General features: G+C 58.7%; 13 protein-coding genes and 1 pseudogene. 7 read left to right on the forward strand and 7 right to left on the reverse strand.

The genetic code is table 11. The features are described 5' to 3' along the window. A partial coding sequence (locus IE243_RS20875) for an enoyl-CoA hydratase-related protein (RefSeq protein WP_244643292.1) occupies positions 1-432 on the forward strand: 432 nt, incomplete at its 5' end. 362 nt (positions 433-794) lie between these two features. Here the strand turns inward: IE243_RS20875 and IE243_RS20880 are convergent. Next, positions 795-1319, reverse strand: coding sequence for an Lrp/AsnC family transcriptional regulator (locus IE243_RS20880; protein ID WP_191321256.1), 525 nt, complete (start codon positions 1317-1319; stop codon positions 795-797). Positions 1320-1444: 125 nt separating this feature from the next. Here IE243_RS20880 and IE243_RS20885 point away from each other — a divergent pair, with 125 nt between their 5' ends. Next, positions 1445-2086: a LysE family translocator gene (locus IE243_RS20885; RefSeq protein ID WP_244643293.1), complete on the forward strand. Its 642-nt coding sequence runs from the start codon at positions 1445-1447 to the stop codon at positions 2084-2086. A gap of 433 nt (positions 2087-2519) precedes the next feature. On the opposite strand, the gene IE243_RS20890 is transcribed toward IE243_RS20885, so the two are convergent. Next, positions 2520-3305, reverse strand: a complete 786-nt coding sequence (locus tag IE243_RS20890; RefSeq protein ID WP_191321247.1) for a 2-keto-4-pentenoate hydratase — start codon at positions 3303-3305, stop codon at positions 2520-2522. A 473-nt stretch (positions 3306-3778) separates the two neighbouring features. Between IE243_RS20890 and IE243_RS20895 the strand changes: the two genes are divergently transcribed. The 3 genes from IE243_RS20895 (at position 3779) to IE243_RS20905 (ending at position 7018) form a co-directional block, all read left to right on the forward strand. Continuing rightward, positions 3779-4891: an outer membrane beta-barrel protein gene (locus IE243_RS20895; RefSeq protein WP_244643294.1), complete on the forward strand. Its 1113-nt coding sequence runs from the start codon at positions 3779-3781 to the stop codon at positions 4889-4891. Between the two features lie 395 nt (positions 4892-5286). After that, positions 5287-6234: a 4-hydroxy-tetrahydrodipicolinate synthase gene (gene dapA, locus IE243_RS20900; protein WP_191321249.1), complete on the forward strand. Its 948-nt coding sequence runs from the start codon at positions 5287-5289 to the stop codon at positions 6232-6234. Positions 6235-6754: 520 nt separating this feature from the next. Then, a complete protein-coding gene (locus IE243_RS20905; RefSeq protein ID WP_244643295.1) occupies positions 6755-7018 on the forward strand; it encodes a hypothetical protein in 264 nt (87 codons plus the stop codon). Between the two features lie 101 nt (positions 7019-7119). Here IE243_RS20905 and IE243_RS20910 read toward each other — a convergent pair. Beyond that, positions 7120-7754: pseudogene (locus IE243_RS20910) on the reverse strand (IS5 family transposase); the annotation flags it as partial. A 9-nt stretch (positions 7755-7763) separates the two neighbouring features. Further along, positions 7764-7868 (reverse strand): KGG domain-containing protein, encoded by a 105-nt coding sequence (locus IE243_RS24035; RefSeq protein WP_191321250.1) that lies wholly within the window; start codon positions 7866-7868, stop codon positions 7764-7766. A gap of 253 nt (positions 7869-8121) precedes the next feature. Here IE243_RS24035 and IE243_RS20920 point away from each other — a divergent pair, with 253 nt between their 5' ends. Continuing rightward, positions 8122-8397, forward strand: coding sequence for a type II toxin-antitoxin system ParD family antitoxin (locus IE243_RS20920; RefSeq protein ID WP_191321251.1), 276 nt, complete (start codon positions 8122-8124; stop codon positions 8395-8397). Positions 8398-8403: 6 nt separating this feature from the next. After that, positions 8404-8772, forward strand: a complete 369-nt coding sequence (locus IE243_RS20925; protein ID WP_191321252.1) for a type II toxin-antitoxin system RelE/ParE family toxin — start codon at positions 8404-8406, stop codon at positions 8770-8772. A gap of 1163 nt (positions 8773-9935) precedes the next feature. Here the strand turns inward: IE243_RS20925 and IE243_RS20930 are convergent. The 3 genes from IE243_RS20930 to IE243_RS20940 form a co-directional block, all read right to left on the reverse strand. Continuing rightward, positions 9936-10499, reverse strand: coding sequence for a phage baseplate protein (locus tag IE243_RS20930; RefSeq protein WP_191321253.1), 564 nt, complete (start codon positions 10497-10499; stop codon positions 9936-9938). 386 nt (positions 10500-10885) lie between these two features. Continuing rightward, positions 10886-11254, reverse strand: coding sequence for a hypothetical protein (locus tag IE243_RS20935; RefSeq protein ID WP_191321254.1), 369 nt, complete (start codon positions 11252-11254; stop codon positions 10886-10888). Positions 11255-11571: 317 nt separating this feature from the next. After that, positions 11572-12246 (reverse strand): bestrophin-like domain, encoded by a 675-nt coding sequence (locus IE243_RS20940; protein WP_210319935.1) that lies wholly within the window; start codon positions 12244-12246, stop codon positions 11572-11574. Positions 12247-12318: the final 72 nt, after the last annotated feature.

Below are 12318 nucleotides of genomic sequence, written 5' to 3' on the forward strand. Positions count from 1 at the left end.
CCCAGATCCTCCTTAAATCACAACCTCAAATCTGTGCCATTGGCGCTGACGGCGGACAGCATGAGCTGGCTGCTGCCCCGCCAGCTTGGCACCAGTCGTGCACTTGATCTTCTGTGGAGCTCGCGGAAAGTCGACGCGCAGGAAGCACTACGCATCGGGCTCGCTGACCGCATTGCTCCCGCAGGCGAACTTATCCCTGCAATCGCCGCGTACGTTGACGACATGGCGGCGACGGTTTCGCCCAGTGCGATCGCCACCATCAAACGCCAAGTTTACGCGCATTGGGAGCAAGATTTTCTTGCTGCCTCTGTCGCGTCCGACCGATTGATGCAGAAGGCGTTGGCGCATCCGGACGCGCGCGAAGGCGCGCTTAGTTTTATCGAGCGCCGACCCGCACGCTTCCAACCTCTGGGAGAAAGACCAGATGAGTGAGCACCATACCATTCATCTCAACCTGGCGGCTACCTGACGGGATCAATCTTCAGCCGACAGGTGGCCGCGCAGCAGTTGGAGCATCCTGTGCTGGCAAGTCGCCTATGACGCGGTGCGCCATGCCTCCGCGTCGCCGAGCATGAATATTCGTATGCCGCGAAAGAGGTGCGGACTACTGCCTGTGTCGGGCCGACATGAAAGGGCGTTCTGCAAACGTCACTTCGGGGGCCGGTTACGGACGGCCTGCTTCTGGGCGTCGAACACGTATAGCAGCCGTCCGGCTACCAACCCCATCTCGATCATTTCAAATTAGCCTGCCGAACCTAGAACAGCCAAGCGCAGGTAGGCGGTAACGGCATCTATCATGGCCTGTGCCGGGCGCTATTTCCAGTTGGTGACGTGGGTTTGCTTGGCAAGTGATCCAAGGGGAGCGGCGCTTGTGCTTTCACGGTCTGGATTGCGAAGTTACTGCGAATATCGCTGACACCGGGCAGCTTTAGCAGGGTTCCAAGCAGGAGACGTTCATAGCCAGCGAGATCGGGAACCACGACCTGCAACAGGAAATCAGACTCTCCTGAGACCAGATGGCAAGAGATGACTTCGGGCAGCGCTTGTACAGCTTCCCTGAACGCTTTGGCCGGCGCGTCCTGATGACGCTCGACCTTGACCCCCACGAAAACAGTCAGACCAAGGCCCAGCTCGCCACGATCCAAGGTGGCATGATAGCCGTTGATAACGCCGGACTTCTCCAGAATCCGCACCCGGCGCAGGCACGGTGACGGCGAAAGGCCGACCTCCTCCGCCAGTTGCACATTGGTCAGGCGCGCATCCCGCTGCAAGGCACTGAGAATACGGCGGTCAATAGCGTCGAGCATTAATATTGGCATCCTTTCATGCATTTGAGAGTCGTTATTGGCACGATACGCTAACGACCCATCAATCCATAGCGCAATCCGCAGGGACATGCCGCCAGCTCTAGCGCTAGTTTCGAGCCGAAAAGTGAGGAGTATGTATGCAGGAATTGGGTGACCTGTGGGTATTCATTGGCGCGCTTGCAGTCGTCTATCTTGTTCCGGGGGCGGATATGGTGCTGATCCTGCAAACAGTGACATTTGGGGGCCGCGCGCAGGCATTTGCTGTTGCGATCGGCCTTGGCCTTGCCCGCGCCGTTCATGTGTTCCTTGCCGCGATTGGACTGGCAGCACTTCTGCGGACGGTGCCCTGGGCGTTCGAGATCGTGCGTGTCGCGGGCGCTGCCTATCTCATCTGGCTCGGCGTCGGGATCCTTCGCATGCGCTCACTCTCGCCTGCTGGGGAGCCGATACTGGCGAGAGATGATATCCGATCCCGGTCTGCCGCCGCACGCCGTGGCTTTCTTACCAATCTTCTCAATCCCAAGGCGCTGTTATTCTGCTCGGTGCTGCTGCCGCAATTCATACGGCCCGATCAGGGTAGCGTGCCGAGACAATTCCTGGCCTTGGGAGCAATCCTCGTTGGCATTGGCCTCTTATTCGACCTCGGTTACGCCAGCGCGGGCATGCTACTCAGTCCATGGCTCGCCCGGCATCCGCTTGTCGAGGTTGTTCAGCGCTGGACCTTTGCCTTGTTGCTCATCGGATTTGGTATGCACCTGGCACTATCGCAGCATCCATAGCGAAAACAAACTCGGTACGATGTCCGATCGGCAACAGCGGCATTCTGAACGTGAAGAATTGATGTACCAAGTGAGATCGCGAAGCAGATCTCTCGCCACCCCGTCAACTATTCCAGGACGGGATTGGTGACGGCGGGTTCTTGAGCCATTGCACCTCTAATCAGACCGGTGACGTCCCACCCCATTCCCGACATAACGAATCACAAAACGGAAAGGCGGATTTCGCGGGTGGCGCAAGCGACAATGTTCGACCGTACGCCGAGGCTGGTGCGGTTCCCCAAGTTCCGGTCCGTCGTCACCTTGGCCCGGTTGACACGGCCAGCCAGGATCACGCCGCCGGCAGTATCAAGACGGTGCGGTAGGCTCCCGCCAATTTGCGCCTGTAGAGGGGTGAAATTCACACCCCATTTGCGGCCCTCACAGGTAGAATGCGCTACAGAAACGAGCATCTGCAATTTCCGAAGCCGGCCACGTCGAACGAAAGCGTCTGCTCCGGAAGCACCTGCAGAATTGGTGCGAGCGCTCCGCATGCAACTATATCTCCCGCGTCCAGGCACTGCCCCATGCGTAGCAGGGTATTCGCGAGCCATGTCACTGGCGCGACAGGGTCGTAGGGCAAACCACATGCGCGCAGCACATCATTGCCATCGAGCCGTGCCCGGACCCAGGCCAGATCAAGGCGCGACAGAGTGTGTCTGTCGGCGGGTTCACCGGAAATCGTCGCGACGTGCAAGGCGAAATCAGCGATCGCGGCAAGATGCGTGTCACCGGTCATGCTGACGCGCCGACCAAGAATCCCGATAGCCGGACGGCACGCTATAATGGCCTGGCGAACGCTGTCATGGGAAACAAGGCCATCCGCCCTGCCCGTCACCGGATAACCGATGGTGAACACCAGTTCGCATTGGGCTCCGATGACGCCCTGCGGCAGGCGGAAAGTTTCGCCGGATGCAGGCTGCCCGCCGTCATGAGGAATTACGCTATGGATCGGACCATTGAGGCCAAGCCGCTGCTGGGCTGAGACCGGCCAGCCAACAACGGCGTACCCCACTGGCTCTCCGCCATAGCAGGCTGTGGCCATCGATTGGACATCCCAGGCTTCTGTTTCGGTCATGAAGCTTGCAGTAGACGCCGCCGCCACCACACCGTTGCGTCGGCATCTCGCCAGCAGTTGCCCCAGATCACGTAACTGTTCCTGATGTGTGCCGAACTTGCGCATGTCATGCCTCCGCGGGCAAGAGACAGGCGGACTGAGCAGCTTTGTCAATCAAATATCACGCATATATGGATGTTTAAATAAATTATTCCTATTTTTTTATACAAGAACTATGTATCCAACAAAGAAAGCGTATCGCTTTCCAATGTATACCCGCATAGTTTTTCCGGGTCCGAGCCTGACGCTTAAGGGGCGTCGGCAGGCTCATCCACACGGGGACAAGATCCGAATCCGCGGACGGACGCGCCGACATCGCCTCTTGCAAAGGGGCGGCCCTGTCAGCTGCCGCAACCCGATTTCCCCCTCAGAATGCACAGCTGGCAGAGCGCGCATCCAATGCCGGTTCCGCCGCCCGCGGCATACAAGGAACGAGTTTCATGTATTGGAACAATGCAGCCCGGAGCAACGCCATTTCCTCAGGCGCCCGAGCGCTCATTACCGGGACAGCATGCACCATATTTGTCGGAGCGCCTGCCATGGCCGAGCCCCTGCAAACCCCGGCCTTCGGCGGCCTTCTGAAAGCCAATGACAATCCCTTCACCCTTGATGCCGGGGGCCTTGGCCAGTTTCACATTTCAGGTCAACTGACGGGACTGGCTTTCCGGCAGACCAACGCGATCCCGTATAGTCGCCCGACGAACACAGGCTCGTTAGCTGACATAAGCAATGCGCAGATTCAGGTGCAAACAACAGGAACACCGATCCAGTTCTATGTGCAGGGCGGCTTGTATGCGTTGCCATCGCTCGGCGCGTCCTACATGCGTGCGGTGGACGCTACGGACAAGCTCTATGGCCCTGTTCCCATAGCTTACGGCAAGTTGCAAGCGACACCTGAGCTGTCGATCCAGGCCGGCCTGCTGCAGACCTTAATTGGCGCAGAGTCAACTTTTACCTTCCAGAATATGAATATTGCGCGCGGCCTGTTATGGAACCAGGAGCCTGCAATCAGCCGCGGGGTTCAAGCCAACTACACCAAGGGCAGTTTCTCTGCATCCATCTCGCTGAACGACGGTTTTTACTCGGGAAAACTGAACTGGATCTCAGCGCTGGCATCATGGACCATTTCACCGGCCCATACCATTTCGGTGGTCGCGGCCGGGAACCTCGGCGAAACAGCAAGGACATCCCTCGCTACGCCACTCGCCCAGAACAACAGCAGCATTTTCAATCTCATCTACGCCTACAGCAGCGGCCCGCTCACCGTTTCGCCCTACCTGCAGTACACGCGGGTCAGCGCCAATCGGGCCATCGGAGTGTCACGAACCGCGGAAACCTTCGGTGCCGCGCTGCTCGCCCGCTACACCTTCACTGACACATTCTCCCTCGCAGGACGTGCTGAATACATCACGTCATGGGGCGCTGACTGTGGGATAAGGCCGGAATGCGCCCCGACGAACCTGCTATATGGCCCGGGTAGCCGTGCATGGTCGCTGACCATCACGCCAACCTACCAGCATGGCGTGTTCTTCGCCCGGGCTGAGGCCTCCTACACCCGCATCGATGGCATGGAGGACGGTTACGGCTTTGGCCGCAACTTCGACAGGCGTGACCAGGCGCGCGGGATGATCGAAGCAGGTGTTCTTTTTTAGATCATCCCACTGAAATCCAGCCTGCCGAAAATGATCGACCTCTTTAACCTGCCGAATTATCTATCCGGTTCAAACGCTTCTGTTCACGAAGCGTGGTCGCCGTTTTCCCGACCATGGGCCCGGGATGAGCCGGGCCTGCAGCCCTGCTGCGTCCCGATGCTTTAATGGCGACATCGAAGCCAGCCTGAAACCAGCCTCCGGCAAATCCCAGAATCATGAAAACCCCGGGCAAGATCATGATTCGGATGGATTTAATGAAGTTGCCATTTGATGGCGCGGCGCATGCCAGCAGAGCTCGATCTTCAAATTCAATCCACCAGACTTTCCTTACACAACAACAACTGGTGTGTGCGCAAAACAGCATTGCTGACGCAGCGTCAGAAGGAGGATGAACCATGAAACGAAAAAGCGAACCTCCCATATTTGGCGGCCTGATCACTGCTCTCGTCACGCCTTTTCGGGGAGACCAGATTGATTTCGAAGCCCTGGCGGAGCTTGTCGATTGGCAGATCGGTCAGGGCGTACAGGGGCTCGTCGCCTGTGGCACGACTGCGGAATCCCCGACTCTTTCCGCTTCGGAATGGGCTGACGTAATCCGCTTGTGTGTCGATGTATCGCGAGGTCGCGCGCCAGTGATCGCCGGATCTGGCACAAACGACACCCGCCGCACGATTGAAATGACACGCGAGGCTGCCCGTCTGGGCGCAGATGGCGCGCTGGTCGTGACGCCCTACTACAACCGACCGGGTCAGGAGGGCTTGTTCCGGCATTTTGATTGCGTCAGCCGCTCCACTGAGCTGCCCATCATTCTGTACAACGTGCCAGCGCGAACAGGGTTGGATATCAGCGTCGACACGCTGGAGCGGCTGGCAGAGTCTCCAGGCATCGTCGGGATCAAGGACGCAACCGGAGATCTGGCGAAGGCTCGGGAGACGGTTTCGCGGCTGGGCGACCGCTTTACCCTGCTCTCAGGGCACGACCGTTCGACGCCGGAGTTCATGGCAGTGGGTGGCGATGGCGCGATTTCCGTCATTTCCAATTTAACGCCGCGCTTGTGCGCTGCGATGATCTTCGCGCTCCAGCAAAATGAGCCCGTCGAAGCACGGCGCATTCAGGCCCTGCTGCTTCCCCTTCAGAAAGCACTCGAGCTTGAGACCAACCCGGGGCCGGTCAAATACGCGCTTCACTGCACGCGAGGGTACGCCCCATCTGTGCGTTTGCCGTTAGTCGAGGTGACCGACGACACGGCATTGAGGATCCGGGAGGCCATCGCCACCCTCACCATGCCGACGGTCCGCCTGTCCATGGGAGACGCGACGTCAGTCTGCTGGCGCTCCGCCTGACGCCAAGCCTCACTCATAGAGGTAAAGCTCGAGTGCCGATTGAGCTTTACAGGTCGCGATGGACCCGCATCTTCGCGATCCGGTATGACAAGACGACCAACATGCAATTCACGCCAGAATATCGCAATATTATACTCAAATACTATAATAATAGTACTTACTATGAATGGATTTCCGATCAACCGTACCGGAAGATTGAAATATCGGATGCATACCTCATGGCAGGACACGCCGGAGACGCGCCGTATCTGAGGAGGATGTTAGTTGATGTATCCCCGCATTTTCCATTTGTCCGCGATGCTGCGTCAAAACAGGCTGCCCGAAACCCAATCCGGAGCGGATGCCGGGATGACAGCCGGGCCGGATCAATCGCACAGCGAAACCAGGATGCTGCTGAGGTTGGGAATATTGATCATTGGAGCCGTCTCAGCTGTCGCTCTTGTTAGGTCATGGACCATGTGACAGGGCGCGGGGCGCTCCTTCGGTTCCTTGCTACCGACCACATTCAGGATCAATCAATATGAGCATCGTCGTTCAACTGAAAGAACCTCCCCAACCGGTAAATCATTTTATTGTCAACCGCGACAGCGTGGGCCGCTGGACGGTCCGCGACGCGCGCAATCTCATCGGCGGAACTCTTGTGAGCAGGAGCGCCGCCCTGCACTTTGCCCGCCAGGAAAGCAACTATCTACCAGGAGCAGTGATCTGCACCGACGACAGCTCAGGCGTCGGATTCGAAACGCTCTTCGCGCACAAAGGCGCGCCGGTGGGCGGGAGCGTCTGAAGCCCCCTGAGCGAAACAAGCCCGCCGCCGTGCTGATGTGTAAACACCGGAATAAAAAGAGGCCATTCGCCGGTTTAGATGTTTAGAGCCTGTTTGGAAATTCAGGGGTGGGCGTTTCTCCGCATGAGGTTTGCGCCCATTGCGACGATGATCATGGCCTTTGAGACGTCGATGCGCGGCTCGTAGTCGCGCACGAGGCGTCGCCAGCGGATCATCCATCCGAAGGTCCGCTCGACGACCCGGCGCCGGGGCAGGACCTCGAAGCCGTTGGCGCCGTCACGACGGCGGATGATCTCGACGACAAAGTCGAGATACGCGGCCTTGTCCATCAGCTTGAGGCGGTCACAGGCAGCGTCGGCGAAGAGATGCTTCACCCAGGGCCAGCGCTTGCGGATCGCGTCGAGAACGGCAAGTGCGCCGGCACTGTCGGAGATGTCGGCCGGCGTCAGGTTGACCATCAGCAGGCGCCCGTCAGTGTCGACCGCGAAGTGGCGCTTGCGTCCGACGATCTTCTTGCCTGCGTCGTAACCCCTTGTCGCAGCCTGCGGAGCCTTGATCGACTGGCTGTCGATCACCGCGCCTGTCGGGCCGCCTCGCGACCGGCCCGCTCGCGATCCAGCATCAGTTCGATGTCGTGGATCGTCTGGAACAGGAAGCGCCGCGCCAGTTCCCGAAACCAGTCATAGACTGTGCGCCAATGCCCGAAATGGATCGGCAGCATCCGCCAGCGCCCACCGAGAACACTCTATTTCTTTGGGACGCTTTTCCCACCCATGCTTGCGATCGCCTTGACTTTCTCCGGGTCCATGGCTGCAAATCCGTGTCGTTTCTTGGGTCTTTGAGCAGTCATCGCACACCTCACCGATCCGCGCTCCGCCTGAAGATATCGGCGGCACCCTTGGCTTCGACGAGTTCCTCAGGGGCAAGGCCGATCCACTCGACCCGGAACACGACAGCATCACACATGGTATGGTCGTCCAATCCGGAAGGGGCGATCAGTCTCAATGCCGGAATTGCGAGTGATCTTCTCTGTTTTGATGCGACCCAAAATTGGCAACTGTTGCCAAACCAGATATCATCCACGCCAACAGAGGAGGTGCATCATGCCGACCCGGAACATCAGCCTTACGCCTGAGCAGGACGCCTATATCGAGGACACTCTTAAGTCGGGTGCCTATCGCAACGCCAGCGAGGCGGTCCGCGACGCGATCCGCGTCCTGCAGCAGAAGCGCGCCGAAGAGGCGCTGACGCTTGACCGTCTTCGCTTGGCCATCAAGGCCGGCACAGCGGCGCTCGATCGGGGCGAACATACGGATGTCGATGATGCGAACCTCGACGCCTGGCTTGATAATCTCGTCACGCTGCCCGCCGCGCATTGATCCAGCATGGCGCGCTATCGGCTTTCCGATCCGGCGAAGGACGATATTGCCGCGATCCTGCGGACCAGCGAAGACCGTCACGGGATCGAGGCGCGCATCCGCTACCGGGCCTGCCTCACCGCTGCAATGCGGCACATCGCGACAGATCCGCAGGGGCCATCTACAGTCCAGCGATCCGAACTGCTCGCAGGCATCCGCAGCTTCCATATCCGCCACAGCCGGGCGGCAAGCCGCGAAAGGCCCGTCGGCGATCCGGTGCATGTGATTTTCTACCGCGCCGACGAACCCGGTCTGGTAGAAATCATTCGGGTGCTGCACGACCGCATGGAGCCGGGGCGGCATTTTGGCCAGGATCCCGAACAGGAACCGAACTGATTGCTGACGTTGAACGGACTGACCGGGGGCGGAAGGGCCTTGAGGAGGCCGGCGACAATCTCGTTGGATTTTTTTGCGAAAGGCGTGGAAAAGGAACTTGGCGCCGTTCACAACTCCATTGTCTCCCCTTGGTCGAATGGGAGAAGTCAACACTGGCTAACCGAGCGCGAGGTGGCGAGCAACAACGTGCGATAGCTACGGTCCGCGACCGCATGCACCGATGGTTTTCCCTCCATGTGACGCCGCTGCTTCCCTGTTCCCCGGTCGGAAGGCCAATCAAAAAACCACTGTAAAATCAGCTATGAAGCGGCGATTTTCAGGTCAGATTCTGCATGAATTGCGCAAAAATCCCTGTATTTTCCCTGAGGACCAGGAGATTTCATAGCGAGACGAGTTTGCGCCAGATCACTCCCTCCGCCATAAAATCTTGATTTTACACGATTTTTCGCAGTTCTCGGGACCCGCCATTTTGTGAGCGGGGTTCAAAGGGTTACGCGACCACTGGTCATGCATCCAGGGACGGAGACACTTCCGGTACCAGTCGGGCCCGCCTTTCCATGCAGATATCTCCTGAAGCCACTTTGGTGGTACGTTTTGGTTTGCGGCTGGTTTTCGCTGCTCCCACAATCCGGAACACATTGCCAAAACAAAACCCCGCCAGATCGGCGGGGCATGAGAGGCAGTACGGGTCTGGCCGGTTGCTGCTACGTCACCTGAAACCCAGATCCCGACGTTGCGCGGCTCCCAGCGCCGGCTGTCACCGACGATGCGGCAGGAGCATGGCCGCGGTGGAAGCCGGTGATAAGGCCAAGGTAATCTTCGACCGTCGCCATCTCAGACCACCGTCAGGATGACATTCGACACGTCGCCCGACGCCACCTCATTGAAAGCGATCGCGACGTCGGCCGCGGTTGGCGGATCGCCGTCCCGCGCCATCGTCATCGACATGATTTCAAATGTCGCACCGGCCGGACTGGAGGGTTGCAGGGACGTAGGCGCGCGTCAGAAACACGCTGGCGCCAATCGCCAGCGCGTTGGTCCAGTCCGCCAATGCCTGTCGGACTGCGTCCTGAACGCCCGTGGTAAATCCAGGCAGCGCTCGAACCGTCAGCGCGTAGGTCACGGGGCCAACTGTGGGCCGGAAGTAGCGGATAGCATGGCGGCTAACCTGACTTCCCGAAGAATCCCAGCACGCCAGCGCCACCGCTGAGGATACTGCCTGACGGCTTCGCCTGTGGCTGCTTCGTCCCCGTTTCGACGGCAGGCGCGGTTTTCTGCGGCTGGGCATGATCCTTCTGGGCCGCCAGCTTCGTTGTCTGCGTCTCCACGATGATCACCCGCCGGCAGCGGGCCACAACCATCAGCGCGTACTCGCTTGATGCGTCTGTAGTGACCGCCAGCGAGCTGATCAGCATGTCATCGTAGTTGCGCTTGCCGGTGGAGATGCTGAACGGCTCCCGGCTCTGCTGGAGCGACAGGAGCTCCTGGTAAACCTCCTGCGCGTACCCCTCGTAGCCAGCCGTGCTGTTGCTCCAGCCGCAGCGCATTTCGACCTCTTCCGGGCGCTTGAAAGCGTGGCCTGAGATCGCCGCACCCTTCTCCACCGGATGATCCGTGATGATCAGGTCGTCCCGGTGAATTTCCTCCAGCACCACGTCAGGCATGATCGTGCCGATGGAGCGGCCCTGCTGAACGAGAATGGAGCTGATGGCGTCGAGGACATCCATACGGCGCTTGGCCTTTCATATCCTGGAATCAAAAAAGCCGACCTTCCGGCCGGCTTCAGGGCAAGTCTTTCCAGGGGTGAAGATCGGGTTCGCCAAATTGGCTTGCCGACTTCAGGATCGCGGCGTGCGTCTGGCGCAGGGGCCCCGGTCGTCCTCAAATCACCCAGCAGTCGGCTCCGAACGGTCTACGACCACTGACTTCCGGTAAATTATCGCGGAACCACTGATGGGTCAATCAATGCAGAGGACGACGATGGTCGGCTATGCCTGCCAGACTCGCTTCGCCTGCTGCCTTTCCCCCGGTACCACAATTGGCAATCAAGCAGGGCCTGACGGTATAGCGTCAGGCCCCAGCCCATGTGCTGTGTTGCAACACCGATCTCAGTTCAGTTGGGCTTGCTGGCGTTGGCAGCGGGTGCCTCGGCGGGTTTGCGAGCGCGATCAGAACCGGCGGCCGCCTCACTGCGGTTGCTGCCCAAAGCAGCGTCGAGCTTTTCCTCAAGGCTCTGCAGGCGCTCCTGGAGTGCAAGCACGTCGCCGCGGCTCGGCAGCCGCATAGCCTTGAAATAGGCGTCAAGCGACTTCTCAAAGGTCTTCTGCACCCCGGTCGACACCTGACCGAACTGCTGCAGAGCGCGCGTGAACTGCTCCGGGTTCGTGCTGTTGTTGGTCATCGAGTTGATGCCGGTCTCAAATTTATTGATGGCCTGACGCCACATTTCGAAAGGATCGAACTGAGGGGTTTTGGTATTCATTGCGGCCGGTCTCCATAGGTCAGGCTGATAGCGGTCCCGGTAGCGGTGGCTTGTCGCGAACGGCTATGCGGCGCGAGGCTCCTGAAATAACGGAACGGCCAGCGCATTCCACATGCCTGAGTAAAGCTAGCGTCAGCGGGACTGTTGAAGCCGGCTGGATACCCCTACGGATGCAGATGGTCATCGTCGATTCCGACGATGTGACGTTCTGGCCTATTCTCACGTGCGGGCGTTGGTAAGACGATCACCGTGGAAAGGGCTGCTCGGGCCAGCTTTGTCTTTGAAACCCTCCCGCATGCCTGACCCTTTGCACCCGTCTATCGGGTCAGCGCCAACAGGACCCGATCGACAGGCTCACGGGACACGCTCATGGGGCCACCAAACGGGATGTCCATGTCTATTATCAGATAAATAGTAGTTGCCATCAGAATTGACGAAACGAATATCCCGCCCATAACCATCATATTAAACGGGGCGCGAAATCCGACACTAGCAAATATTACGATCAACCACGCAACAACCATGAAAAGGAGTGCTGGCTTGATGGTGCCGTCAGCCTGCTCAATGAGCTTCCACCGCAGGTCGAATATCCGCTGAAATTTCGCCATCGCCTCCTGCCAAAGGACCATTTGCTCGCCACTGGAAGGACGTATGGCTCGCAGCTCGTCTCCGGCCCGATCAAGCAGCATTTCGGCATGGACGTCGCCTATAACGAGGCCAGAGCTTTTGGAGCCTGACGCAGCTTTCGCGTATCTGGCATAGGCAATGAGTTGCTGGCGGGTTGTGTCCCCTAAATCCCCCAGTCGCCGCAACATTTTATCCAGAAGAATGGTTTCCGTCGCCATTGCGTGCACGTTCCGATCCGCGAGCTCAAACGTATTTTTGGCCGAATTTATCATCAATCCGAGAACAAGCGACGTCATAACGACGAAAATGCTTGCAATTAGGCGGATGACTGTTGCGGTATCTTCGTCACGATAACGATCTGGCAACCGTCTGTGGAACCTTAGAGCGTTTTTCGATCATTCCGGCTCATATCCGCATGAAACGAAGTAGTTCTCACA

Source organism: Camelimonas fluminis (genome assembly GCF_014656355.1).
GTDB classification, from domain to species: Bacteria; Pseudomonadota; Alphaproteobacteria; order Rhizobiales; family Beijerinckiaceae; genus Camelimonas; species Camelimonas fluminis.

Bases quoted from the DNA above. Each gene is read 5' to 3' on its own strand.
- IE243_RS20880 (WP_191321256.1), bottom strand. From the start codon at position 1,319: ATGCCAATATTAATGCTCGACGCTATTGACCGCCGTATTCTCAGTGCC.
- IE243_RS20885 (WP_244643293.1), top strand. From the start codon at position 1,445: ATGCAGGAATTGGGTGACCTGTGGGTATTCATTGGCGCGCTTGCAGTC.
- IE243_RS20890 (WP_191321247.1), bottom strand. From the start codon at position 3,305: ATGCGCAAGTTCGGCACACATCAGGAACAGTTACGTGATCTGGGGCAA.
- IE243_RS20895 (WP_244643294.1), top strand. From the start codon at position 3,779: ATGGCCGAGCCCCTGCAAACCCCGGCCTTCGGCGGCCTTCTGAAAGCC.
- dapA (WP_191321249.1), top strand. From the start codon at position 5,287: ATGAAACGAAAAAGCGAACCTCCCATATTTGGCGGCCTGATCACTGCT.
- IE243_RS20905 (WP_244643295.1), top strand. From the start codon at position 6,755: ATGAGCATCGTCGTTCAACTGAAAGAACCTCCCCAACCGGTAAATCAT.
- IE243_RS24035 (WP_191321250.1), bottom strand. From the start codon at position 7,868: ATGACTGCTCAAAGACCCAAGAAACGACACGGATTTGCAGCCATGGAC.
- IE243_RS20920 (WP_191321251.1), top strand. From the start codon at position 8,122: ATGCCGACCCGGAACATCAGCCTTACGCCTGAGCAGGACGCCTATATC.
- IE243_RS20925 (WP_191321252.1), top strand. From the start codon at position 8,404: ATGGCGCGCTATCGGCTTTCCGATCCGGCGAAGGACGATATTGCCGCG.
- IE243_RS20930 (WP_191321253.1), bottom strand. From the start codon at position 10,499: ATGGATGTCCTCGACGCCATCAGCTCCATTCTCGTTCAGCAGGGCCGC.
- IE243_RS20935 (WP_191321254.1), bottom strand. From the start codon at position 11,254: ATGAATACCAAAACCCCTCAGTTCGATCCTTTCGAAATGTGGCGTCAG.